This window comes from Janthinobacterium sp. EB271-G4-3-2, assembly GCF_020858035.1.
GTDB lineage: Bacteria > Pseudomonadota > Gammaproteobacteria > Burkholderiales > Burkholderiaceae_D > Janthinobacterium > Janthinobacterium aestuarii.
Genome location: NZ_JACYMG010000004.1, coordinates 210017 through 235151 on the forward strand (window position 1 = coordinate 210017; position 25135 = coordinate 235151).

Genomic DNA, 25135 nt, shown 5'->3' on the forward strand with positions numbered 1-25135 from the left:
CCGACAGCACCACAATCACTCCTGCTTCAAATCCTCAGGCTTGATGGCCCACAGGCCCGGCAGGTTGCGCCAGTAGCCGTAGGCATCCATGCCGAAGCCGACGACGAAGCGGTTCGGGATCACCAGGCCGACGATGTCGGCTTGCACGGGCTTTTTCTTGCCGATGGCCTTGTCCGCGAACACGGCCAGGATCACTTCCGAAGCGCCCATGTCCAGCAAGCGCTGCTTGACGTGCGCCAGGGTTTCGCCTTCGTCGAGAATATCGTCGAGCACGATGACGGTGCGGCCCGCTACGTTCGAGCGGGGGATGACTTTCCATACCACTTCGCCACCCTTGTCGTCGTCGCCGTAGCGGCTTACGTGGATGTAATCGAATTCGAGCGGAAAGCTCAGTTGCGGCAGCAGGCTGCCCGTAAACACGACGGCGCCGCCCATCACGCCCAGCACCAGCGGGAACTCTTTCGAGTCCTCGGCGTTGAAGCGCGTGTTAAGCACATCGGCCATGCGCGTGATCGACGCCTGCACGGTGTCTTGGTCGAACAGCAGTTCCGCGTTCTTGATCAGGTCACGGGCACGATTGTGATGAAATTCTTGCATGGACTCTTGCATGGCGATGAATGGGGCTGATGATGAATGCGGGTATTATCCCGCAAACGCCATCCGTGCGCTACGCCTAGCTGTAATCGCGCATGTCGTCGATTATTTTCCCATCCTGCGCCAGGCTGCCCACGGCCACCAGCACCACGTCGCCGCGCAGCTTGGTCAGTTCGCGGATCGAGCCGATGATGGCCTCGGTGCCGCTGGCGTCATGGGGATTATCGACTTCGCAATGCAAAGTCATTTCGTCGTTGGCCATGCGGCCAGACACCACCAGCCGCGCCTTTTTGATCTGCGGGTGGCGGCGCGCGATTTCATGCACCTGCGACGGATGCACGAACATGGCGCGCACCTTGGTCGTCTGGTCGGCGCGTCCCATCCAGCCTTTGATGCGCATATTCGTGCGCCCGCACGGCGACTCAGGCGTATTGACCAGCACGGCCGACAGATCGCCCGTGGCAAAGCGGATCAGCGGGTAGTCGGCATTGAAGACGGTGACGACGACTTCGCCCACTTCGCCCGGCGCGACGGGAATGCCGCTGCCCGGATGGACGATTTCCAGCAGTATGTTTTCGTCGACGACCATGCCCGGATTGAGCTTGCCATTGCTGGCCGTCTCATAGGCGATGCTGCCGATATCGGCCGAGGCATAGGTCTGGAACACGTGCGGCACGCCGTTCGCGGCAAACCAGCTGCGCAGGGATTCGGGCAAGGCTTCGGCGCCCATCACGGCCTTGGTGACGCTGCTGATGTCGGCGCCCATTTCGCGCGCCTTCTCGATGATCAGTTTTAAAAATGACGGTGTGCCGATATACGTATCCGGCTTCAGATCGACCATCGCCTGCACCTGCATTTCCGTCTGGCCGATGCCGGCCGGGATGACGGTGCAGCCGATGCGTGCGGCGCCGCCTTCGACCATGAAGGCGGCCGGCGTGAAGTGATACGAAAAGCAGTTCTGCAGCAAGCCGCCGGCGCGCACGCCGGCCGCATACATGGGCCGCGCGAAGCGCCACCAGTCGGGGCCGCGGCCTTCCGGATCGAAGATGGGGCCTGGCGAGACGAAGACGCGCGACAGGGCGTTCTTCGGCGTCGTGTTCAAGCCGCCGAACGGCAGCGCGTCGTGCTGCAATTGCTTGAGGTCGGACTTGCGCGTGACGGGCAGCTGCGCCAGCGCGGCGCGGCTGGTGATGTCCGCCGCGTTGACGCCATCGAGGATGCGGGCCCAGCCCGGCGCCTGTTGCGCGCGCGCGATCAGCTGCGGCAGGCCGGCCATCAATTCGCGTTCGCGCGCTTCGGGGGCGCGTGCTTCCAGACTGTCGAGCGTATCGGTCATGTTGCGGATTCTCCAATGTCACGTTGCATTTTTTTCGTCAGCCCCGCAAAAATCAGGCTGTATGAGCGGTGCAGCAGGGCGGCCATTTCGTCGTCGTCGAGGGCGTCGGGGCTTGCGACGAGCACCCATTTGGCCCGCGCCAGGTAGGGCGCCGGGCGAAAGCCGGGACGGTCCGTCAGTTCCAGGAAGCGCTCCGCATCGACCTTGAAGCTCATGCCGCGCGTGCTGTGCGCTTCCGCGCCGCATAGCGCGAACAGCTTGCCACCGACAGAAAACGCCAGCACGTTGCTCCATTTGATGTCTTCTGTCGCGCCGGGAAGGCCTCGGCACACTTGCTTCGCCCGTTCCAGGTCCATGACGGCAGCTCCGATATCAGGCCAGCCAGCGCTTGCGGCGGCGGTAGAACTTCATGTCGCGGAAGCTCTTGCGCCCGGCGCTGGACACGCCCAGATAAAACTCTTTGACGTCTTCGTTGCTGGCCAGTTCCTGCGCTTGCCCTTCCATCACGACTCTGCCGTTTTCCAGGATGTAGCCGAAGTCGGCGTAGCGCAGCGCCACGTTGGTGTTCTGTTCGGCCAGCAGGAAAGAGACGTTTTCCTTGTGGTTCAAATCCTTGACGATGCCGAAGATCTCTTCGACGATCTGCGGCGCGATGCCCATCGACGGCTCGTCCAATAAAATCATCGACGGCTTGGCCATCAGCGCGCGGCCGATGGCGCACATCTGCTGTTCTCCGCCCGAGGTGTAGCCGGCCTGGCTGCTGCGCCGCGTTTTCAGGCGCGGAAAGTAGTGGTAGACCTTGTCCAGCGCATCTTTCAGCTCGCCGCGCGACAGGCTGCGCGTGTAGGCGCCCGTCAGCAGGTTTTCCTCGATGGTCAGGTGGCCGAAACAGTGGCGCCCTTCCATCACTTGCGACAGGCCCCGCTTGACCAGTTCATTCGGCGTCAATTGGTCCACGCGCTCGCCCTTGAACTGGACTTCGCCCTTGGTGACGTCGCCGCGCTCGCCGCGCAGCAGGGTCGAGATGGTTTTCAGGGTGGTCGACTTGCCGGCGCCGTTGGCGCCCAGGAGCGCCACGATCTTGCCCTGCGGGACTTGCAGCGACACGCCCTTCAGGACCAGGATCACGTGGTCGTAGATGACTTCGATATTGTTCACCGACAGGTAGGGCGGCGGTGTTTCAGTGGCAGTATGGTTCATGGCTGCTTCGTTTTCATAGGGTGTTGATGCTTGTCGGATTACGCCTTTGGCTAATCCGACCTACGTCGTATCCAGGTAGGTCGGATTAGCGCAACGCGCGTAATCCGACACCACTTTGAGAGCCGCTTACTTCATGCACGCCGGCGTGATCTTTTTCTCTTCGGCGTACTTGCCCGACGATTCCTCGACCAGCTTGCGCACCAGGGCCTTGTCGCCGACGATCCATTTCGGCGTGATGGCGGTCCACTTCTTGCCATCCCACTGCTGCACTTTCACGGCGCCCGAGCCTTCATGGTCGTCGCAGCTGGTTTTCACGGTCGGGAACATGCCCAGCGCGCCCACGGCCTTCTGGCGCGCATCGTCAACGTTCAGGTTTTCCAGGCCCCAGCGCATTTGCTCGCCCGTGATCGGTTTGCCCTTGCCGAATTTTTCCTGCGCCACGCGGATCGCCTCCACCCACAGGATGCCGGCCGTCACGCCACGCATGTGGTAGACGGAGCCGATGCGCGACTGGTCGGACAGGTTGCCCTTGCCGGACGCGTAGAGTTTCTTGCGGATGTCGTCGAGCACGGGGTAGTTGCCCGGCGTATTGAAGGTCATCGCCGTGTAGCCCTTGGCCGCGTCGCCCGATGGAATCGTGTCTTCCTCGGAGCCGGCCCACCAGACGCCCAGCATTTTGTCGCGCGGGAAGCCGTTGCGCTGCGCCGTCTTGATGGCAACGGAGTTCATCACGCCCCAGCCCCACAGGATCACGTGGTCCGGCTTGGCCTGGCGGATTTGCAGCCATTGCGATTGCTGTTCGCTGCCCGGCGGCGCGACGGGAATTTTCACGAGCTCGAAGCCGTACTGTTTCGACAGCGCTTCGAGCACGGGCAGCGGCTCCTTGCCGAAGGCCGAATCGTGGTACAGGTGGACGATCTTCTTGCCTTTCAGCTTGTCCATGCCGCCATCCTTGTCGCCCAGGTACTTGATCATGGCGGCGGCCTGGCTCCAGTAGCTGGAGATCAGCGGATACACATACGGGAAGACCTTGCCGTTGGCGGCGTCCGAGCGGCCGTAGCCGATCATCGTCATGGGGATCTTGTCCTGTGCCACGCGGTCGAGGATGCCGTAGGCGACGCCCGTGGACAGGGTTTCGACCAGGGTGGCGCCGCCCTGCTTGGTTTTCAGGCGCTCATAGCATTCGACGCCGCGCGACGGGTTGTATTCGGTTTCGCATTCTTCCCAGCTGATTTTCACGCCATTGACGCCGCCGGCCTGGTTGACCAGGTTGAAATAATCGATGATGCCGCCGTAGAAACCGGAGCCGCCGGCCGCGTACGGGCCCACGCGATAGGATGGCAGGGCGATGTACTGTTCCTTGTCCTGCGCTTGCGCGCTGCCTGCCATGGTGAGTGCGGCACTGGCGATGGCGGCGGCCAGCATGAGCGATTTGATGTGTTTCATTGTGTGTCTCCTCTTGTTTTATTTGGTATTCAAGTGAACCGACATCGACTGCAAAAACTTAGTGTGGGAAGGGCCAGAGTCTCAACTTTTCCTTCGCGATCTGCCACAGCCTGGCCAGGCCATGCGGCTCGACGATCAGGAAGAAAATGATCAGCGCGCCGAACACCATCAATTCCAGGTTCGAAGCCACGCTGGTCGGCAATGCCAGGCCATGCGCGATGGTGTTCAGGAAGACGGGCAGCAGCACGATGAAGGCCGCGCCGAGGAAGGAACCGAGAATCGAGCCGACGCCGCCGATGATGATCATGAACAGGATGCGGAAGGACAGGTCCAGGTTGTACGCTTCCGGCTCCACCGTGCCCAGGTAGGCATACGCATACAGGGCGCCGGCCACGCCGCAGTAGAACGAGCTGACGGCAAACGCCAGCAGCTTGGTGCGCATCAGTCTGAAACCGATCACTTCGGCCGCCATGTCCATGTCGCGCACGGCCATCCACGAGCGGCCCACGTTCGAGCGGATCATGTTCTTGGCCAGCAGCGCCATGCCGGCGACAATCGCCAGCACCAGCAGGTATTTGCTTTGCGGCGTGTCGAACTGGTAGCCGAGGATGGTCATCTTCTGCACCGTGATCACGCCCGAGGAGCTGTAGTTGGTCAGATACGGAATCTTGGTCAGGCACCAGACGACAAAAAACTGCGTCGCCAGGGTGGAGGCGGCCAAATAAAAGCCGCGGATGCGCAAGGAGGGCAGGCCGAAGGCGATGCCCACCATGGCCGCGCACAGGCCGCCGAGGATGAAGGACACGAGCAGCGGCAAGCCAGGCAGGCGGGCCATGAAGTTATACGAGGCAAAGGCGCCCACGGCCATGAAGGCGGCCGTGCCCAGCGACAGCTGGCCCGCGTAACCGGTCAGGATGTTCAGGCCCAGCGCTGCCAGGGCAAAGATCAGGAAGGGGATCAGGATCGCCGACAGCATGTAGGGCGAGGCGAAATACGGCAGGAGGAAGACGGCGACGAGGAGCGTGGCCGTCAGCGCCAGGCGGTCTTGCCTGATCGGGAAAATCTGGTTGTCAGCCTGGTAGCTGGTCTTGAATTGTCCTGCTTCACGGTAAATCATGGGATGGTCCTTTGCTCGCTGTTTTGGCTGTTGTCGGGTTACGCGCCATGCGCTAACCCGACCTACGGTGCTGTGACGGTGGCGTTATATTCGTCGGATGATTTTCTCGCCGAACAAGCCTTCCGGACGCACCAGCAGGAACAGCAGGGCCAGCACATACGGGAACCAGCCTTCGATGCCGCCGCCCACCATGGGACCGAGGTAGACTTCGGCCAGCTTTTCCGACGCGCCGATGATCAGGCCGCCGACGATGGCACCGGGCACCGACGTAAAGCCGCCGAGGATCAGCACCGGCAGCGCTTTCAAGGCGATGAAGGTGAGGGCGAACTGCACCCCGTTGCGCGCGCCCCACAGCAAGCCGGCCACCATCGCCACCAGGCCCGCCACGCCCCACACGACGGCCCAGATGCGCTGCAGCGGAATACCCACGGCCAGCGCCGCCTGATGGTCGTCGGCGACGGCGCGCAGGGCGCGGCCCACCTTGGTTTTCGAGAAGAGCAAGGCCAGGCAGATCACCAGCAGCGCGCAGATGCCGGCCGCCACCACGTCGAACTGCGAGATGATGATGTTGAAATGGTCCATCAGGAAGGGCATCGGCACGTCTTCGATGGGCAGGTCCAGCTTGTGCACCTGCGAGCCCCACATCAGCTGCGCCAGGCCTTCGATGAAGAAGGTCAGGCCGATGGTGGCCATGAAGAGCGTGATTTCCGGCTGGTTGACGAGGGGGCGCAAGACGACTTTTTCAATCGCCATGCCCAGCACGATCATCGTTACCATCGTCAGCGGGATGGCCAGCCACAGCGACAGGCCGAACTTGTCCATGATGCCGACGCAGGTGAGGGCGGCGAAAAACACCATCGCTCCCTGCGCAAAATTGAACACGCCCGACGCCTTGTAGATCAGGACGAAGCCGATCGCCACCAGCGCGTACATGACGCCCGACAGCAGGCCGCCGATCAGCACTTCAAAGAAAAAATTGATATTCATTGCTATTCCTTGTCTGGAGCTAGTGCGCGACACCCAAATACGCGTTGATGACATCCTGGTTGCTGCGCACCTCGTCAGGCGTGCCGTCGCCGATCTTCTTGCCGTAATCGAGCACCACCACGCGGTCGGAGATATCCATCACCACGCCCATGTCGTGCTCGATCAGCACAATGGTCGTGCCCAGCTGGTCGTTGACGTCGAGGATGAAGCGGCACATGTCCTGCTTTTCTTCCACGTTCATGCCGGCCATCGGTTCATCCAGCAGCAGGATTTCCGGTTCGGCCACCAGCGCGCGGCCCAGCTCCACCCGCTTTTGCAGGCCGTAGGGCAGGCGCCCCACGGGCGTCTTGCGGATGGCCTGGATTTCCAGGAAGTCGATGATCTCCTCGGCCTTCTTGCGATGCTCGATTTCCTCGCGCCGCGCCGGGCCCCAGTACAGGGCTTGCAGCAGGAAATTCGACTTCATTTTGAGGTTACGCCCCGTCATGATGTTGTCGAGTACCGTCATGCCCTTGAACAGGGCGATGTTCTGGAAGGTGCGCGCGATGCCGGACTTGGCGGCCGCGTAGCAATCCATGCCGCGCCGGTGTTCGCTGCGGTAGATGATCTCGCCCTGCTGCGGGCGGTACACGCCATTGATCACGTTCAGCATCGAGCTTTTGCCCGCGCCGTTCGGGCCGATGATGGCGCGGATTTCATGCTGCTTCACGTCGAACGAGATGTCGGTCAGCGCTTTCACGCCGCCGAACGACAGCGAGATATTCTTCAGGTCGAGGATCACGGGGCCCGTCTTGCGGGCCGTGCCGAAATGGGCGTCGGGTTCGTTCATTTGCATCGTGCTGTGCTCCATCATGCGGCCAGGCCCTGGGGCCGGTACGTTTTGCTGTCCCAGATCTGCAGGTCGGCACTGGTCGAACCGGTGCGGCCATCCTCGAATTTCACCTGGGTCTCGATGTATTGCGTTGTCTTGCCCTCATACAGGGCGGAAATGAGCACCGCGTACTTTTCGGCGATGAATTTGCGGCGCACCTTGCGCGTGCGCGTCAGTTCGTCGTCGTCCGGATCGAGTTCCTTGTGCAGCACGAGGAAGCGGTGCACCTGCGTGCGGTCCATCAGCGGGTCGGCCGCCAGCTCCGCGTTGACCTGCTCGATGCAGTCGCGGATCAAGCCATAGGTCTCGGCGCGCGCCGCCAGGTCCGTGTAGCCGGAATAGGCGATGCCGCGCCGCTCGGACCAGTTACCCACCGCCTCGATGTCGATGTTGATGAAGGCGCAGACCTGGTCGCGCGCATGGCCGAAGGCCACCACTTCCTTGATGAAGGGGAAGAACTTGAGCTTGTTTTCGATGTAGTTGGGGGCGAACATGGCGCCGCAATTCATCTTGCCCACGTCGGCCGCGCGGTCGATGATTTTCAGGTGGCCTTCGCTGTCGAACACGCCCGCGTCGCCCGTATGGAAGTAGCCGTGATCGTCGATCACTTCGGCCGTGGCGTCGGGACGCTTGAAGTAGCCGCTCATGGTGGCGGGCGACTTGACCAGCACTTCGCCATTGGCCGCCAGCTTGACTTCCACGCCCGGCGCGGGCAAGCCGACGCTGTCGAACTTGATATTGCCGTCCGGTTGCAGACAGACGTAGGCGCAGGTTTCGGTCGAGCCGTACAGCTGCTTGAGGTTGACGCCGATGGAGCGGTAGAAGCGGAACAGGTCGGGGCCGATGGCGGCGCCGGCCGTGTAGGCGACGCGCACGCGCGACAGTCCCAGCACGTTTTTCAGGGGGCCGTAGACGAGCAGTTCGCCCAGCTTGTAGCTGAGGCGATCCGCCAGCGGCACGGGCTTGCCGTCCAAAATCTGCGCGCCGCAGCGCTTGGCCACGTCCATGAAATGGCTGAACATGTGGCGCTTGATGCTGCTCGCGTCTTCCATGCGTATCATCACGCTGGTGAGCATGTTTTCGAACACGCGCGGCGGCGCAAAGTAGCAGGTGGGGCCGATTTCGCGCATGTCGATCATCACCGTGTCGCCCGATTCGGGGCAGTTGACGGTGAAGCCGGCCACCATGGCCTGCGCCAGCGAGAACAGGCAGTCGCCGACCCACGCCATGGGCAGGTAGGACAGGATGTCTTCATTGTCGGTGAGCTTGTCGAAGGCGACGCCGCCTTCGCCGGCTGCCAGCAGCGCCGTATGGCTCTGGCACACGCCCTTCGGTTTGCCCGTGGTGCCCGAGGTGTACAGGATCACGGCCGAGTCGCTGCCTTGGCCCGCTGCCACGGCGGCGTCGAAAAAGCCCGGATGTTCGCGGTCATAGGCCCGGCCCAGCGTCTGCAGGGCGGCAAAGGACGTCAGCTCCGGCTGGCGGTAATGGCGCATGCCGCGTTCATCGTCATAGGCGATGTGGGCGACGTGCGGATACAGGGCCTTGAGTTCGAGCAGCTTGTCGACCTGCTCCTGGTCTTCGACGATGGCGTAGCGGATTTCCGCATCCTGCAGCACGTAGGCCATGTCGGCGGCCGGCGCGTCCTGGTAGAGTGGCACGGGCACGCCGCCCAGGCTTTGCGCGGCCAGCATGGCCCAGTACAGGCGGGGACGGTTGTCGCCGATGATGGCCAGATTCATGCCGCGCCGGAAGCCGATGGCGGCCAGGCCGCAGGCCAGCGCGCGCACTTCCTCGTTCACCTCGGACCAGGTCCAGGTTTGCCAGATGCCCAGGTGTTTTTCGCGAAATGCGGGCTTGTCGGATCGTACTGTCCCGTGTTGCAATAAGCGCCGCGGAAAAGTCGGCATTGCTGCTGTGGTATTCGTTTGCACCAGTGTCTCCCTGTTGCTTGTCTCAGGCCCCACCTCGTTGGATGGCGCTCTGTGTTTTTTATGTGTAAGGCGTTTGTGCAATGATAGTAGCTTGCGTTAGTTTGCCAAGTTGTCTTTTCGGGGACATTTACCCACTTTTCGATGGTGCATCGCACAATGATCAATCCTGATATCAGCCTCAAGGATGCCGTGCGCGCGGCCCACTGGGCGCAGCTGCTCGACCCCGTGCAAATGGCCCGGGTCGAGGCCGATGTGTTCGAGACTTTCGTGCCGAAAGGCGGCTTTGTCTGCCGCAAGGGCGAGCCGGTGGACAACTGGATCGGCGTCATCAGCGGCATGGTCAAGATGAATAATTTTTCCGCTTCCGGCAAGGCCATGACGTTTACGGGCTTGTCACCGGGCAGCTGGTTTGGCGAAGGCTCGCTGCTCAAGCGCGAGATGCGCAAATACGACACCATCGCCGTGCGCGATACGCGCGTGGCGCGCCTGCCCGCCACCACCTTCCACTGGCTGCTGGAAACGAGCCTGCCATTCACGCGCTTCCTGCTGATGCAGCTCAACGAGCGCCTGGGCCAGTTCATCGGCATGATGGAAAACGAGCGCCTGCTCGACCTGAACACGCGCGTGGCGCGCTGCCTGGCCTCGATGTTCCACTCGCACCTGTACCCGAGCGTGGACACCCTGGTGCAGCTGTCGCAGGAAGAAATCGGCCTGCTGTCCGGTTCCTCGCGCCAGCGCGCCAACCAGGCCTTGCAGGTGCTGGAAAAAAAAGGTTTATTGCGCCTCGATTACGGCGGCATCCGCGTGCTGGACCTGGAAGGCTTGCGCCGCTACGAGGCCGATGATGGAGACTGAGATCTCCAGCCGTGCCGCAGCGCTGCGCGCGCGCCTCGAGGGCGCTGCCGTCGACCATGCGCGTTTCGCGGGGCCGCCGGTCGATTTCAGCGACTGGACACCGGAAGAATTGGGCGCCATCTGGGGTGCGTTGCACCGCGCGGCGCGCTTCGGCCATGACGATATCGCGCGGTTTAATCTGGCTCATACGCTGCTGGAACAGCTGACCGAGGCTGGACTGGCGCCGTTGCTGACCGGTGCCGTGTTCCTCGACGCACTCGACGCGGCCGCTGATTACAACCGGGAATGGGAATACGTCATCGGTTGCCTGGCCTGCCTGCAGGGTGAGGCACCGGCAGGCACGGCGGCGCAGGCGCGGCGCATTCTCGGCGCAACCTCGGGCTGGGCCGAGCGGCCCTACCAGGCCTGGCTGCTGGCGCGCCTTGCCGGCGACGACGCCCCTGCGCAATTTGCGCAGCTGATGGAGGAGCGCCACGCCCGTTATCCGATGCCATTGACCTTGCAGGAATTGGCACTGCTGCCGCAGCTGGCGCAAGCGTCCCTGCTGGCGCTGGCCGGTTCGCCCCATAGCAGCTTCTGGAACCGCAACAGTATCGGCGAGGCGGATCCCGCCGAGGTGCTGGCCGACGATGCGGCGTATGTGGACTTTGCGCGCACGATACTGGAACAGGCGGCGCGCCATATCGCCGCCATCCATGACGGCAGCGTGCCGTATGCGGCCGATGCCGCCTTTGCCACGGCAGACTCGCCGGTGCTGGCGCGCGCCGCGCGGGTCGCCGCCTATCGCGATGATGGATGGTTCCGACCCGTGATCACCGTCTTGCTGCCTTTGGCCTGCGTCGCGCCCGGCGCGGCAAAAAGCGCGCCGTCGCAATCGCTGGCGATGGCGCTGGGCCATGCGGTGGAAACCATCCCCACGCCGGAAAGCTTGCTGGCCCTGCGCACGGCGCTGGCCCAGGTGCGCCATGCGGGCATCCGCAAGAAGCTGGAACGCAATCTGAAACCGGCCGAACGGGCGCTGGCCGAACGGCCCGATATCGCCTGGAGGATCGGCATGCCGGGCCCCATGGGCAAGCGGCGCCAGGCCATGCTGGCGCGCCGCCTGGAAGCGGGCTACGCCAGCGAGGTGTGGTTTGGCCTGGACCAATGGCGCGCCTTGCGCGACGATGCCGATATCGATACGGTGGCGCGCGCGCTGGTCTGGCGCACGGCCGGCGGCCAGGCTTTCATGCTTGATGGCGACGGGGCCATCGATGCGCAGGGGCAGCCAGTGGCATTGCCTGAGCAAGGCGACATCGGCCTGTGGCATCCCCTGCACGGCAGCGGCGAGCAGCGCGCCGCCTGGCAGGCGCTGGTCACGCGGCGGCGCCTGCGCCAGCCGCTGCGCCAGGTGTATCGTGAAATATATGCACCGCCCGGCGACGGCAGTGCCGCATTTGCCGGCTATCAGTTGTCGCTGCCTACCTTGCTGGGACTGGCCCGCCGCGAAGGCTGGCGGCTGGATTACGATGAAGGCTTGTCGCGCCAGTTCGGCGCCTGGCGCGTATTGTTGCGCCTCGGGGGACGCGTGTATCCAGGCGCGGGCGGCGCCTGCACGTCCAACGGGCTGGCGCCCGTGCAGCTGACGCCGATGGCGCCGGTGGCGTATTCGGAAGCGTGCCGCGCGGCGGACCTGCTGGTCAGCGCCAGCGCGCTGGCGCTGCTGGAAGAAGAGCAAAGCGTGCGGCGCGAAGAGCGCCTGTTTTACCTGGCCAACCTGGCACCGGGGCCGATGGCGGGCATGCGGCGCGCCGTGCTGGAACAGGTATTCGCGGACCAGATCGAGGAGGGCCGGATGACGCTCGAAGCGCGCCACCTGATGGTGGGCCGGCATGCGATCCACCTGACCACCGGCAGGGTCACGCAGGATGGCGCCGAGGCGGTGATCGAGGTGGTAGCGAAGGGGAACAAGCTGGGCGCCGTGCCCTGGCTGCCCTACGACGAGGCGCTGCTGGAAAAAATCGTCGCTACCGCCGGGGTGCTGCTGGCGTTGGACTGAGTACAGCCCGGCTGCTAATCGCGGTATCATAGGCGCTTCCCGGTACAGCTCCATTTTCGCTCCCATGCAGACACCAGACCAATCCACTCCCGCCTCCCGTTTGTCGCAGCTGCGCGGCGCCATGCGCGCGCAGCACATCGATGCCCTGATCGTGCCATCGGCCGACCCGCATTTGTCCGAGTACTTGCCGGCGCGCTGGCAGGGCCGCGAGTGGCTGTCGGGCTTTACGGGTTCCGTCGGCACCCTGGTCGTGACGCAGGATGTCGCCGGTGTGTGGACCGATGGCCGTTACTGGGAACAGGCGGAAGACGAGCTGGCCGGCAGCGGCATCGTCCTCAAAAAAATCCCGTCCGGCGCCAGCGTGCTGTATATCGACTGGCTGGGCGAGACCATGCGGCCGGGGCAGACGGTCGCCGTCGACGGCGCCGTGCTGGGCCTGGCCAATGCGCGCCTGCTGCAGCAGGCGCTGGGCGGGCAAGTGACCCTGCGCACGGACACCGACGTGCTGCAAGCCGTCTGGCCCGATCGCCCGGCCATGCCGGCCGCGCCCGTAGTTGAGCATGCGGCCGCGTATCCGTCGCTGTCGCGCACGCAGAAACTGGCGGCCATGCGCGCCGGCATGGCCGCCCACGGCGCCAGCCACCACGTGATTTCCACGCTCGACGACATCGCGTATCTGTTCAACCTGCGTGGCGCCGACGTCAGTTACAACCCCGTTTTCCTCGCGCATGCGCTGGTGGGACCGGAGCGCGCCACCCTGTTCGTCGCCGACGGCAAAGTGCCGGCCGCCCTGCGCGCGACCCTGGAAAGCGAAGGCGTTGACGTGGCCGCGTATGACCGCACGGCGGCCGCGCTGGGCGCCTTGCCGGCCGGCGCCACCTTGCTGCTCGATCCGCGCCGCATCACGTTCGGCACGCGCCAGGCCGTGGCCGAGGGCGTGCGGGTGGTGGAAGCCATCAACCCGACCACCCTGGCCAAGTCGCGCAAGACGGACGGCGAAGCGGCGCATGTGCGCGCCGCCATGGAGCAGGACGGCGCCGCCCTGTGCGAGTTTTTCAGCTGGCTGGACGCCACCCTGGCCGACCCGCGGCGCGCGCCGTTGACGGAAATCGGCGTCGACGAGCACCTGACGGCCGCCCGCGCGCGCCGCGCCGGTTTTGTCAGCCCCAGCTTCGGCACCATCGCCGGCTTCAATGCGCATGGCGCCATCATGCATTACCACGCCCATGCGGGCAGCGAGGCCACCATCGAAGGCGACGGCCTGCTGCTGATCGACTCGGGCGGCCAGTATTGGGGCGGCACCACGGACATCACGCGCGTCGTCCCCGTCGGCACGATCACGGCCGAGCACAAGCGCGATTTCACCCTGGTCCTGCGCAGCATGATCGCCCTGTCGCGCGCGCAGTTCCCGCGCGGCGTGAAGTCGCCCATGCTCGACTCGATTGCCCGCGCACCGCTGTGGGCCGAAGGCATCGACTTTGGCCACGGCACGGGCCATGGCGTGGGCTTTTTCCTCAACGTCCATGAAGGGCCGCAATCGATTTCGCAGTCCGCCATGCCGGAGCCGCAGACGGCCATGGAAGCGGGCATGATCACTTCCATCGAGCCGGGTATTTATCGCCCCGGCCAGTGGGGCATCCGCATCGAGAACCTGGTACTGAACGTACCCGCAGGGACGACGCAGTTTGGCGAATTCCTGCGCTTCGAGACCTTGACCCTGTGTCCGATCGACACGCGCTGCGTGGAACGCTCGCTGTTGCGCGACGACGAGGCGGCCTGGCTCAACGATTATCACGCCACCGTGCGCGCGCGCCTGGCGCCGCACTTGGCCGGCGGTGCGCTGGCGTGGCTGGAACAGCGCACGGGAGCCATCTGATGCGCTCGACCCGCGCCACGTCCGCCATCGAGCGGCTCAAGGAACGCACCGGCAACCGCCTCTACACGATGGCGCGCACGGGCGATGAACTGTTTTTCCTCACGGAAGGTCCCGGCTTGCCGCCCTTGTGCCCGCCGCTGGAACTCGATGCCTTTGTCGCCTTCGTCAATGGCCTGGGACCGCAAAAGGCGCGCCGCGTCAGCAAGCTCGATGTGGCGTTTGAAAAGCAGCTGACGAAAAAGCCCTAAATGCCGACCATCGACTTCCTGCGCGCCTACTGGTCGCCGGCCGAGCTGGCGACGAATGGCGTGATCCTGCTGAACCTGCTCGGTGCGCTGCTGCTGGGTTTGCTGGTGGGCTACGAGCGTTCGTATCACGGGCGCGCGGCGGGCATGCGCACCTACAGCCTGGTCTGCATGGCCTCGGCCGCGCTGACGGTGCTGGGCGGCTATCCGGAGTTCTGGTACGGCGGCCATGGCGCCATCGTCGGCAGCGACCCCACGCGCGTGATCCAGGGCATCGTCACGGGCGTGGGTTTTCTCGGCGCCGGCGTCATCATGCGCGAGGGTTTCAATATCAGCGGCCTGACGACGGCCGCTTCGATCTGGGCTTCGTCCGTGATCGGCATCATGGTCGGCATCGGCTTTTATCTGTCGGCCATGGGCCTGGCCTTTTTGTGCGCGATGGCGATGATTTTTCTGTCAAAATTGGAGAACTGGCTGCCGTCGCGCCACGCGGTGGCCATCACCATGCGCTTCAAGCAGGGGTTCATTCCCCGCGAAGATGCGCTGCGGCGTATGGCCGCCAAGCGCGGCTACGACATCGCCGGCGGCTCGCTGACCATCGGCAGCAACGACGGCATGCAGGAATGGCGCTTTGTCGCCATCGCGCATGGCAAGAACACGGGCGCCAGCCTGTCGGCCATGTCGGCCGAACTGGCCGCCTTCGAAGGCATCGCCGGCTTCCAGCTGTCGCATGCCCGCAATTGATCTGGATGCCGAGAGGATGGACATGGATATGGATGCACAGGCCCAAGAGGTACTCGATTTCTGGTTCCTGCCGCCGGATAACCCCGACTACGGCCAGTCGCGCGCGGAGTGGTTCCGCAAGGATGATGCTTTCGACGCGCAGATACGCGCGCGTTTCGGCGCGCTGATCGATGCCGCCATCGACGGCGGCTTGCGCGAATGGGATGCGACGCCGCACGGCGCGCTGGCGCGCCTCATCGTGCTCGACCAGTTTACGCGCAATGTGTACCGCGGCACGCCGCGCGCCTTTGCCGGTGATGCGCGGGCGCTGGCGCAGGCCATCGCCTTGACGCAAGCGGGGCAGGATGGACAACTGCCGCCGATGCTGCGCGCTTTTGCCTACCTGCCGTTCGAACACGCGGAAGACCGGGCCATGCAGGCGCGCGCCGTCGAGCTGTTCCAGCTGCTGTCGCAGGCGCAGCCCGGTTTTGACGGCATGCTCGACTACGCCGAGCGCCACCAGGAAGTGATCGCCCGCTTTGGCCGCTTCCCGCACCGTAACGCCATCCTCGGCCGCGCGTCCACGCCGCAAGAGCTGGAATTTTTGCGCCAGCCGGGATCGAGTTTCTAGATAATCGCCATGAACGTGACTTTGAATATGATCGGCGCCGGCCATGTGGGCAAGGTGCTGGGCCGCCTGTTCGCGGACGTGGAAGGAATCGTGGTGCAGGATGTGCTGACACGGTCGATGGCCTCGGCGCAGGCGGCCGTGGCTTTCATCGGCGCCGGCACGCCCGTCGACAGCTATGCGGCCTTGCGCCACGCCGACGTCACCATGCTGGCCGTCTCGGACGACCAGATCGGCCCGGCCTGCGCGGCGCTGGTGGCCGAGGGACGCCAGGCGGGCGCCATCGTGTTTCACTGCAGCGGCGCGCTGGCCTCGAACGTGCTGCTGGCGGCCACGCAGGCCGGCGCGTTTGTCGCCAGCGCCCACCCGATCCGCAGCTTTGCCGACCCGGCACAGGTGGCCGCCACCTTCGATGGCACGTTTTGCGGCGTGGAAGGTGACCCGCTGGCGCTGGCCTTCCTCACGCCCGCCTTGAATGCCATCGGCGCGCGCCCCGTGCCCATCGATCCGGCCGCCAAGACCCTGTATCACGCCGCCGCCGTCTTCGCCAGCAATTACCTGGTGACGGTGCTCGACGCGGCCTTGCGCGCGTATCAGGCGGCCGGCATTCCCGAGCCGGTGGCGCGCGAACTGGCGCTGCCGCTGGTGACGGAAGCGGTGGCCAATGTATTCCGTCTGGGCGCCGCGCCGGCGCTGTCCGGCCCCATCGCACGCGGCGATTCGGCCACCGTGCAACGCCAGCAGCTGGCCGTGCAAAGCTGGGATGCCGCCACGGGCGAGCTGTACCGCGCGCTGGTGGCGCCCACGCAGGAGCTGGCCAGGCGCAAGCGCGGCGGATGACTCAGGCCGCGTGCACGCCGTTGCGGCCGTGATGCTTGGCCTGGTACAGCGCGCTGTCGGCACGTGAAAAGAAGGCCGATTCGCTTTCCTCTGGCCGGTACTCGGCCACGCCCAGGCTGATCGTCACGGGTAGCTGCGGCGCGGGCAGGCCGAAATCGTGGCCTTCGATGGCGGCGCGCAGGTTTTCCGCCACTTCCGCCGCTTGCGCCAGGCTGCAGTTATTCAGCAGTACCAGGTATTCCTCGCCGCCCCAGCGCGTGATGACGTCGCTTTCACGCACGGTGGCGCGCGCCACGTCGGCCACGCCACGGATGACCTTGTCGCCCCACAGGTGGCCGTGGGTATCGTTGACGCGCTTGAAGAAATCGATGTCGAAGAGGATGGCCGACATCGGCTGCTCGTTACGCTTGGACAATAATATCGCGCGCTGGAACAGCAATTCCAGCGATTGGCGGTTCAATAATCCGGTCAGCGCGTCCGTCGAGGCGATACGCTCGATGCGGCGCTGGTAGCGGTTCACCGTCAGCAAGGTCAGCAGCAGGACCAGCACGGTCACGCCAAAGCTGATGGCCAGGTTGAAGATGAACACGCGCTGCAGCGACTGGACTTCGTCGCTGACATTCTGCTCGACCACCAGGTACCAGCCCAGTTCGGGAATGAAGCGCGAATTGACGAGGATTTCCGCACGGCCCAGCTGGTACGACAGATGCGTCGGTTCGCTCCGGTGGTTGATGATCTGCTCGGCAATGGCGTTCACGCCGGGCAGGCTGCGGATGTTGCCGCGCCCGTTGCGCATGGTCTTGCCCGCCAATACCAGGGTGCCGGCGGCATCGACAAAATAAATGTTGCGGTGGAAGCGCGCCTGGTAGCGGTCGATGATGTGGCTCATGGTGTCCAGGGTCAGGCCGATGCCGGTGGCGCCGATGAACTGGCCGTCGTAGTCAACCACGCGGTGGTTGATGAAGATGGTCATGCTGTCGCGGTTGGCCATGTCGATGTCGACATTCGTTTCATACTCGGTCTTGTCCATGGCGCGCACGCGGTAGTACCAGATGTCGCGCGTCGCCTGCGGGCTGACGGATTTCAAGATGCCTTCCGCATAGTAATATTTGCTGCTCTTGTCCGTGACGAGAAAGCTGGTGATGGCGCCGTACTTCTTCTTGACCTCGGCCAGGTAGCGCACGATCTGCTCCGGCTTGTTTTCGCCCGCCAGTATCCAGTCGCGCACGAAGGTGTCGTGCGCCATCAGCGAGGAAATGAAGACAGGGCGCAGCATGTCCTTCTGGATTTCCGAGTAAATGTTGTCGCCCGTCAGCGGCAAGGTCTGGTCGGCGATGCCGTGTTCGATGGCCTGGCGCGAGGCCAGGTAGCTGGCCAGGCTGGTCGCCATGAAGCCCGCCCCCAGGATCAGGGTCAGGAGGATGAGCAGGCGGTACTTGATCGACAGAAGACGCATGGAGACGGGGAGTGGCCGGCGGGAAGGCTATCGTGACGCAAGCCAAAAGTATGCAGCAGGGCGGGTATTGGCGCAATGATAACTGGTTTTATTGATAATTTACCCTGGCGAACGCGACAAGATAACCACGACTTACCAAATAAAAGTGCCGATTTGTCGACAAAGATGCCAATTAGCAATAAGATTTGACGAGGGGAATCATTGCGCACCGCCCCTGTCTTGCCGCCCGTTTCAGGCGCAGGATATTACGCGCAGGGAGTGTTGCATGTTATTTTTAAAGAGTACGTCCGTCAGCAAGGCCCCTGGTATCTACGAGGTCGACATCGCCGCCAAGCCGCCTGGCAAGACCTTCGGTATTTTTCTCGCCACCGATCCCGACCATCCACCATCAGCCTTGCTGGGGCAATTGAAGGCGCTCGGTTTCGAGAACACCTATAGTTCGCCCTACCTGCACAAGGATGGCGGCAAAGTGCTGGACCTGCATTTCCAGAAGGATGGCACGGACATCTTCAAGGGCTGGAAGACCGAGGAGTGCACGCAGAACCTGGCGGCCATCACGGCCCTGTTCGAGGAGCATGGCATCGTTATTACGCCACGCGTGATGTCGATGGCCGAAGCCTACGCTTAATCTGCCGCAACCGCTTCAACCCGCCTCCACGCCGATGTGATACAGCGCCCACGGGCAGCTGGCAAAACGTTCGGCCAGGGGCAGGGCCGCCACGGCCGCGATGCGGTCCGCGTCATGGATCGCCCATAGCGGCCCCAGTCCGCCCAGCGCCATCGCTTGCCCGTCCAGGTGGGTGGCGACAATAAAACGCTGGGCGCGCGCCTGCGCCATGGTCAGCGCCGCCGCATAGCCATCGACGGCGCGCAGCAGCAAGCGGATCTCACCCTCCTCGGGCGCGCCCGCCGCCTTCAATAGATCGACCAGCAACGGCCCGCGCAAGGCATGCGCCTTGCCGTCGTATTCCAGGGTGGGGTGGATCGTGCGCGCCGGCAAGTTCGCCAGCGCCGCAAAGTCGAATGCCCGCGCCCGCTCAAAACTGATCTTTTGCTTGTGCATCATCTGGTCGCGCACGGCGTCGAACGGACCCCGGTTCGGCTTGTCGATGCTGCCCGTGACGGTCAGCAAGGCCGGACCGCGCAGGCCGGCGGGTGCCGCCCTGGCGACGGTGGGCAGGGCCGCGCCCGCCATGGCGGCGGCGAGAAACTGGCGTTTATGCATGCACCTCTCCTGTTGACTGAAAATCGATAATGTTCTTAAGTCTATCTTAAGTTCGCTCAACAGTGCGCATTTTACGGTTATTGTCAGTTTGGAATCTCGACTTACATCTTGTCACAGTTCTTACGGAATGGTGAAAGACGTAGCTTTTTTCGGCTGTTATTGTGTCCTCATCGCACTTCGCTGAACTGCGAATCCAAGCATGAATCTAGGAACATTCACCAATTGAGAGAGAGAACATGATGAAGAAGAAAATCCTGTTTGCAATGATCGCTTCCGTTACCGCACTGACCGGCATGAGCGCCGCACACGCCGAGGGCGCCTATGTGGGTGCCGGCGTCACGGGCAACCGCTATAACTTCGATATTCCTGGCGCCACCAGCGCCGATAATCACAGCGGCTACAAGGCCGGCGCCAAGATCTTCGCCGGTTACGATTTCGATAAAACCTGGGCGGTCGAGGGCGGTTATGCCGATTTCGGCAGCAAGGATTACAGCTATGTCACCGGCGCCGGCAACGGTTCCGTGAAAAGCGATTCGCACGGTTACTACCTGGCAGGCAAGGCCACCATGCCCGTGAGCGACAAGGTCGGCGTGTTCGGCAAGCTGGGCGTGGCCAAGGTCAAGAATAGCCTGAGCGGCACGGGCCTGTCGACCGGCATTAGCGGCAACGACAAGACGGGCGTGTACGCGTCCGTCGGCGCCCAGTACGCGATCAACGAGAAAGTCTCGCTGACGGCGGAAGTGGAACACTTCGGCAAGAGCGCCGACCAGGGCCGCAAGGCTACGGGGCTCGCTTTAGGCGCACGCTACAACTTCTAATCACCTGGAAGTTTGCTGAAAAAAAAGGCAGTTACCGAGGTAACTGCCTTTTTGCATGGCCAGACCGAAATTACGTGGTCAAAGGCTTGTAGCGGATACGTTTTGGTTTCGCGCCTTCTTCGCCCAGGCGTTTCTTCTTGTCGGCTTCGTACTCTTGATAGTTGCCGTCGAAGAAGGTGACTTGCGAGTTGCCTTCGAACGCCAGGATGTGCGTGGCGATACGGTCGAGGAACCAGCGGTCATGGGAAATGACCATGACGCTGCCGGCAAATTCCAGCAGGGCGTCTTCCAGCGCGCGCAAGGTTTCCACGTCCAGATCGTTCGACGGTTCATCGAGCAGCAGGACGTTGCCGCCCATTAAGAGGGTTTTCGCCAGGTGCAGACGGCCGCGTTCACCGCCGGACAGGTTGCCCACTTGCTTTTGCTGGTCCGAGCCCTTGAAGTTGAAGCGGCCCAGGTAGGCGCGCGACGGCATTTCGAAGCGGCCCACCGTCAGCATGTCGGCGCCGCCGGATACGTCCTCGAACACGGATTTGTTGTCAGCGAGACTATCGCGGTTCTGGTCGACGATGGATACGCGCGCCGTCTGGCCGATGGCCACTTCGCCGCTGTCCGGCGTTTCCTTGCCGGTGATCATCTTGAACAGGGTCGACTTGCCGGCGCCGTTGGGGCCGATGATGCCGACGATGGCGCCTGGCGGCACGGTAAAACTCAGGTTATCGATCAGCAGGCGGTCGCCAAACGCTTTCGATACGTTCTTGAACTCGATGACTTCATTGCCCAGGCGTTCTGCCACGGGAATGAAGATCTCCTGCGTTTCGTTGCGCTTCTGGTATTCGTGCTCGGACAGCTCGTTGAAGCGGGCCAGACGGGCTTTCGACTTGGCCTGGCGCGCTTTCGGGTTCTGGCGCGACCATTCCAATTCCTTCTGCAGCGCTTTCTGGCGCGCCGATTCCGTCGCCTCTTCCTGCTTCAGGCGGGCTTGCTTCTGGTCCAGCCAGGTCGAGTAGTTACCCTTCCATGGAATGCCGTGGCCGCGGTCCAGCTCCAGAATCCACTCTGCCGCGTTGTCGAGGAAGTAGCGGTCATGGGTGATGGCCACCACGGTGCCGGGGAAGCGCAGCAGGAATTGTTCCAGCCAGTCGACCGATTCCGCATCCAGATGGTTGGTCGGCTCGTCGAGCAGCAGCATGTCGGGCTTGGACAGCAGCAGCTTGCACAGCGCCACGCGGCGCTTTTCACCACCGGACAGCACGCCGATGGTGGCGTCCCATGGCGGCAGGCGCAGCGCGTCGGCGGCCATTTCCAGCTGCAGATTCAAATTGCCGCCGTCGGAAGTCGAGATGATCGCTTCCAGGCGTGCCTGTTCCGTGGCCAGGGCGTCGAAATCGGCGTCTTCCTCGGCATACGCGGCGTACACGGCTTCCAGCTTGGCTTGCGCTTCAAATACTTCGCCCAGGCCCGATTCCACTTCCTGGCGCACGGTTTTTGCCGGGTCCAGCTGCGGTTCCTGCGGCAGGTAGCCGATGTTCAGGCCCGGCATCGGCACGGCTTCGCCCTGGATGTCGGTGTCGATGCCTGCCATGATTTTCAGCAGGGTCGATTTGCCGGAGCCGTTCAGGCCCAGCACGCCGATCTTCGCGCCTGGGAAGAAGGAGAGGGAAATATCTTTCAGAATCTGGCGCTTGGGCGGGACGATTTTGCCCACGCGATTCATGGTGTAGACGTAATTTGCCATTAGAAATCTCGGGTGATATACAAAGACGGACAGGATACGGTAAACGCCCGCTTCCGGCCAGCGCTGTGCGCTGCCGGAACGGGCCGGTCAGGCAGCCACGCGCGCGCGGCGGCTGCTCCACAGGCCTTCGGCCGCATACAGGCCCAGCGCCGTCCAGATGACGAGGAAGCCCAGCATGCGCTCGGGCGTGAACGACTCATGGAAGACCCATACGCCGATCAGGAGCTGGCCCGTGGGCGCGATGTATTGCAATAGCCCCAGCACGGCCAGCGGCAGGCGGCGCGCGCCGGCGGCAAACAGCAGCAGGGGAATGGCCGTGATGGGGCCGGACGCCAGCAGCAGCGCGCGCGTGGCGGTGGAATCTGTATTGACGAAGCCGCTCTGGCCATGCCAGGCCAGCCACAGCATGTAGGCCAGCGCCAGGGGGAACAGAATCAATGTTTCGAACGACAGGCCTTCCAGCGCGCCCAGCGCGGCCGTTTTGCGCAGCAAGCCATAGCCGCCGAAGGTGGCCGCCAGCAGCAGGGCGATCCAGGGCACTTGCCCCGCCTGCCAGGTGAGCCAGGCCACGCCGCAGGCGGCCAGGCCGATGGCCAGCCACTGCAGGCGGCGCAGGCGTTCGTGCAGCAGCAAAAAGCCCAGCATGACATTGATCAGGGGCGTAATGAAATAGCCGAGGCTGGCGTCGACCACGTGGCCGTTGTTGACGGCCCAGATATAGATGAACCAGTTGGCCGAGAGCAAAAACGCACTGGCCACGAAGCTGGCCACGACCCTGGGCTGCGCTTTCAGGCTGCCCAGCCAGCTCCACTGCCGGCGCACGGTCAGCACGATACCGAGGAACAATAGCGACCAGACCATGCGGTGCGCGAGGATTTCCTGCGGCGCGATCTCGCCGATGGCATGAAAGTACAGGGGGAACAGGCCCCAGCACAGGAAGGCGAGGGAGGCGTACAACATGCCTGGATTCATGATGGGCTTCGCAGGAGAGTAGACAGTCTGTCATTATGGCTGAAAACATCGGGGGCTGCCCGGCGCCGCTGGCGAGGCGTAGAATGGCAACAAATCAATGGCCGCAAGCCCGCGCAGCAAGGCGGAGCGGCACAAAACCACGACTTTGGGGCAGCTGCGGAACCATGCAAAAATACTCTTGCTATTTGCTAATACCTATCATATTGTGCGATGCAACAAAACAAAAACGGGTGCAATCTTGACGTCGGAACATAAAAAAAGCGGCCTGGCTGGCCTGACCTTGGCGGCCGTCGGCATCGTTTACGGCGATATCGGCACCAGTCCGCTGTACACCTTGAAGACCGTCTTCGACCCGGCCCACGGCCTGATGCTGTCGCCCGAGAACTTGCTGGGCATCGTCTCGCTGATCTTCTGGGGCCTGACCCTGATCGTCTCGCTCAAGTACGTGACCCTGGTGTTGCGCGCCGATAACCGCGGCGAGGGCGGCATCATGGCCCTGATGGCACTGGTGCTGTCGTCCGTCAGCCGCCTGTCGCGCTGGCATTTCCCGCTGATGGTGATCGGCGTCTTCGGCGCCACCCTGTTCTATGGCGACAGCGTGATCACGCCGGCCATTTCCGTGCTGTCGGCCATCGAAGGCCTGGAAGTGGCCACGCCCGCCTTCAGTCCGTATGTCGTACCGCTGACGATCGTCGTGCTGGTGGCGCTGTATTCGGTGCAATCGCACGGCACGGCCGGCATCGGCCGCTATTTTGCCCCCGTCATGGTGCTGTGGTTTGCCGCGCTGGCCGGCATGGGCGTGGTCAACATCATCAAGTCGCCAGCCATCCTGGCCGCGCTCAATCCCCTGCACGCGGCGACCTTCCTGATGAATAACGGCTTCGTTGCCTTCGTTGCCCTGGGCGCCGTGGTGCTGGCGCTGACGGGCGCCGAGGCGCTGTACGCCGACATGGGCCACTTCGGCAAGAAGCCGATCCGCCTGGCCTGGTTCCTGATCGCCTTTCCCGCGCTGGCGCTGAACTACCTGGGGCAGGGCGGCTTGCTGCTCGCGCATCCGGAAGCCGTCACGAATCCGTTTTACCAGCAGCTGGGCGCGTGGAGCGTGTACCCGCTGGTGATCCTGTCGACCATGGCCACCGTGATCGCCTCGCAGGCGACCATTTCCGGCACCTTCTCGATGACCAAGCAGGCGATCGCGCTGGGCTTCTTGCCGCGCATGCGCGTGCGCCATACATCGGAAAGCGAAATCGGGCAGATCTACATCCCCGCCGTGAACTGGCTGCAGCTGGCCGTGGTGCTGCTGGCCGTCGTCGGCTTCGGCTCGTCGGAAAACCTGGCCGCCGCCTACGGTATCGCCGTGACGGCCACCATGCTGTCGACCACGATCCTGACGTTCTTCGTCATCCGCTACCGCTGGAAGATGAACCTGGCCCTGTGCTGGGCCGCCACGGGCTTTTTCCTGATTATCGACGTCAACCTGGTGTCGGCGACTGCCCTGAAACTGTTCCATGGCGGCTGGTTCCCGCTGCTGCTGGGCTCGATTTTGTTCATCGTCATGCTGACCTGGAAGCGGGGCCGCCAGCTGGTGTTCCAGAACCTGGAAAAGCATGCGATCCCGCTCGACGATTTCCTTTCGTCGCTGTTCATCGCGCCGCCGCTGCGCGTGCCGGGCACGGCCATCTTCCTGCGCGGCGAAACGGATGGCGTGCCGCATGCGCTGCTGCATAACTTGCTCCACAACAAGGTGTTGCATGAGCGCGTCATTTTCCTCACCGTCTTCATGCATGAAGAACCGTGGGTGGCGCCATCGGAGCGCGTGCGCGTGGTGGACCTGGGCCACCAGTGTTACCAGGTCAATGTGCATTACGGCTTCAAGGATGAACCGGACATTCCGTCCGCGCTGGCGCAGTGCGCGCAGCAGGGGCTGGATTTCGAGATGATGGAAACGTCGTTCTTCATTGCGCGCCAGACCATCATTTCGACGCCGGGCGCCGGCATGATGCCGTGGCGCGAGCATCTGTTCGTCACCATGTCGCGCAATGCGCGCACGGCGGCCGACTACTATCAGATCCCGAGCAACCGGGTGATCGAACTGGGCACGCAGGTGGAAATCTAGACGTGACAATGCGGCGGAGTGGTTATTTTGGCAATGTTGTATTGTTGCGTAATCTTCCGCCGCGCTTACGTCTGCTTACAAATTGGCTGCGCGACTCCTGTTAAACTGCTGCTCGCACCG

Annotated in this window: 23 protein-coding genes; 10 read left to right on the forward strand and 13 right to left on the reverse strand. The window is 63.4% G+C overall.

Translation table 11 applies throughout. The features are described from left to right. Nucleotides 1-15: 15 nt before the first annotated feature. From IGS55_RS11200 to IGS55_RS11240, 9 genes are all read right to left on the reverse strand, one after another. Nucleotides 16-597 (reverse strand): hypoxanthine-guanine phosphoribosyltransferase, encoded by a 582-nt coding sequence (locus IGS55_RS11200; protein ID WP_070218966.1) that lies wholly within the window; start codon nucleotides 595-597, stop codon nucleotides 16-18. A 76-nt stretch (nucleotides 598-673) separates the two neighbouring features. Then, the gene (locus tag IGS55_RS11205) at nucleotides 674-1930 is read right to left on the reverse strand and encodes a phenylacetate--CoA ligase family protein (protein ID WP_230516938.1); all 1257 of its coding nucleotides are present in this window, start codon (nucleotides 1928-1930) and stop codon (nucleotides 674-676) included. After that, entirely contained in the window at nucleotides 1927-2286 is a 360-nt protein-coding gene (locus IGS55_RS11210; protein WP_230516939.1) for an MmcQ/YjbR family DNA-binding protein, read from the reverse strand. Before IGS55_RS11210 ends, IGS55_RS11205 begins: the two co-directional genes overlap by 4 nt. 16 nt (nucleotides 2287-2302) lie before the next feature. Further along, nucleotides 2303-3130 (reverse strand): ABC transporter ATP-binding protein, encoded by an 828-nt coding sequence (locus IGS55_RS11215; protein ID WP_046681884.1) that lies wholly within the window; start codon nucleotides 3128-3130, stop codon nucleotides 2303-2305. Nucleotides 3131-3256: 126 nt separating this feature from the next. Next, nucleotides 3257-4576: an ABC transporter substrate-binding protein gene (locus IGS55_RS11220; RefSeq protein ID WP_034752814.1), complete on the reverse strand. Its 1320-nt coding sequence runs from the start codon at nucleotides 4574-4576 to the stop codon at nucleotides 3257-3259. A 58-nt stretch (nucleotides 4577-4634) separates the two neighbouring features. Beyond that, on the reverse strand, nucleotides 4635-5693 hold the full coding sequence (locus tag IGS55_RS11225) for a branched-chain amino acid ABC transporter permease (RefSeq protein WP_034752817.1): 1059 nt from the start codon (nucleotides 5691-5693) through the stop codon (nucleotides 4635-4637). Between the two features lie 84 nt (nucleotides 5694-5777). Beyond that, nucleotides 5778-6674, reverse strand: a complete 897-nt coding sequence (locus IGS55_RS11230; RefSeq protein WP_175444594.1) for a branched-chain amino acid ABC transporter permease — start codon at nucleotides 6672-6674, stop codon at nucleotides 5778-5780. A 25-nt stretch (nucleotides 6675-6699) separates the two neighbouring features. Beyond that, nucleotides 6700-7515, reverse strand: a complete 816-nt coding sequence (locus IGS55_RS11235; RefSeq protein ID WP_230516940.1) for an ABC transporter ATP-binding protein — start codon at nucleotides 7513-7515, stop codon at nucleotides 6700-6702. Nucleotides 7516-7529: 14 nt separating this feature from the next. Further along, a complete protein-coding gene (locus tag IGS55_RS11240; RefSeq protein WP_230516941.1) occupies nucleotides 7530-9461 on the reverse strand; it encodes an AMP-binding protein in 1932 nt (643 codons plus the stop codon). A 180-nt stretch (nucleotides 9462-9641) separates the two neighbouring features. On the opposite strand from IGS55_RS11240, the gene IGS55_RS11245 reads away from it, so the two are divergent. The 7 genes from IGS55_RS11245 to IGS55_RS11275 all read left to right on the forward strand — a co-directional run bounded on the left by IGS55_RS11245 (nucleotide 9642) and on the right by IGS55_RS11275 (nucleotide 16690). After that, a complete protein-coding gene (locus IGS55_RS11245; protein ID WP_070289386.1) occupies nucleotides 9642-10340 on the forward strand; it encodes a Crp/Fnr family transcriptional regulator in 699 nt (232 codons plus the stop codon). After that, a complete protein-coding gene (locus IGS55_RS11250; RefSeq protein ID WP_230516942.1) occupies nucleotides 10327-12378 on the forward strand; it encodes a DUF4132 domain-containing protein in 2052 nt (683 codons plus the stop codon). Before IGS55_RS11245 ends, IGS55_RS11250 begins: the two co-directional genes overlap by 14 nt. A gap of 64 nt (nucleotides 12379-12442) precedes the next feature. Then, nucleotides 12443-14254, forward strand: coding sequence for an aminopeptidase P family protein (locus IGS55_RS11255; protein ID WP_230516943.1), 1812 nt, complete (start codon nucleotides 12443-12445; stop codon nucleotides 14252-14254). Further along, nucleotides 14254-14502 carry a hypothetical protein gene (locus tag IGS55_RS11260; protein WP_034752831.1) on the forward strand — a complete coding sequence of 83 codons (249 nt, stop codon included), beginning with the start codon at nucleotides 14254-14256 and terminating at the stop codon, nucleotides 14500-14502. Before IGS55_RS11255 ends, IGS55_RS11260 begins: the two co-directional genes overlap by 1 nt. Continuing rightward, complete coding sequence (locus tag IGS55_RS11265; RefSeq protein ID WP_092713279.1) at nucleotides 14503-15243, forward strand: MgtC/SapB family protein; 741 nt, start codon at nucleotides 14503-14505, stop codon at nucleotides 15241-15243. A 22-nt stretch (nucleotides 15244-15265) separates the two neighbouring features. Then, nucleotides 15266-15853: a DUF924 family protein gene (locus tag IGS55_RS11270; protein ID WP_230516944.1), complete on the forward strand. Its 588-nt coding sequence runs from the start codon at nucleotides 15266-15268 to the stop codon at nucleotides 15851-15853. Nucleotides 15854-15862: 9 nt separating this feature from the next. Next, nucleotides 15863-16690, forward strand: a complete 828-nt coding sequence (locus IGS55_RS11275; protein WP_230516945.1) for a Rossmann-like and DUF2520 domain-containing protein — start codon at nucleotides 15863-15865, stop codon at nucleotides 16688-16690. 1 nt (nucleotide 16691) lies between these two features. Here the strand turns inward: IGS55_RS11275 and IGS55_RS11280 are convergent, their stop codons facing one another. Then, on the reverse strand, nucleotides 16692-18146 hold the full coding sequence (locus IGS55_RS11280; protein ID WP_230516946.1) for a sensor domain-containing diguanylate cyclase: 1455 nt from the start codon (nucleotides 18144-18146) through the stop codon (nucleotides 16692-16694). 265 nt (nucleotides 18147-18411) lie between these two features. Here IGS55_RS11280 and IGS55_RS11285 point away from each other — a divergent pair, with 265 nt between their 5' ends. Continuing rightward, on the forward strand, nucleotides 18412-18774 hold the full coding sequence (locus IGS55_RS11285) for a hypothetical protein (protein WP_230516947.1): 363 nt from the start codon (nucleotides 18412-18414) through the stop codon (nucleotides 18772-18774). 15 nt (nucleotides 18775-18789) lie between these two features. On the opposite strand, the gene IGS55_RS11290 is transcribed toward IGS55_RS11285, so the two are convergent. Then, entirely contained in the window at nucleotides 18790-19371 is a 582-nt protein-coding gene (locus IGS55_RS11290) for a molybdopterin-dependent oxidoreductase (protein WP_230516948.1), read from the reverse strand. 236 nt (nucleotides 19372-19607) lie between these two features. On the opposite strand from IGS55_RS11290, the gene IGS55_RS11295 reads away from it, so the two are divergent. Next, nucleotides 19608-20189: a porin family protein gene (locus IGS55_RS11295; protein WP_070218982.1), complete on the forward strand. Its 582-nt coding sequence runs from the start codon at nucleotides 19608-19610 to the stop codon at nucleotides 20187-20189. A gap of 70 nt (nucleotides 20190-20259) precedes the next feature. Here the strand turns inward: IGS55_RS11295 and ettA are convergent, their stop codons facing one another. Continuing rightward, entirely contained in the window at nucleotides 20260-21927 is a 1668-nt protein-coding gene (gene ettA / locus IGS55_RS11300; protein ID WP_034752850.1) for an energy-dependent translational throttle protein EttA, read from the reverse strand. Between the two features lie 87 nt (nucleotides 21928-22014). Beyond that, on the reverse strand, nucleotides 22015-22899 hold the full coding sequence (gene rarD / locus IGS55_RS11305) for an EamA family transporter RarD (protein ID WP_230516949.1): 885 nt from the start codon (nucleotides 22897-22899) through the stop codon (nucleotides 22015-22017). 238 nt (nucleotides 22900-23137) lie between these two features. Between rarD and IGS55_RS11310 the strand changes: the two genes are divergently transcribed. Continuing rightward, nucleotides 23138-25015, forward strand: coding sequence for a potassium transporter Kup (locus IGS55_RS11310; protein ID WP_230516950.1), 1878 nt, complete (start codon nucleotides 23138-23140; stop codon nucleotides 25013-25015). Nucleotides 25016-25135 lie beyond the last annotated feature (120 nt).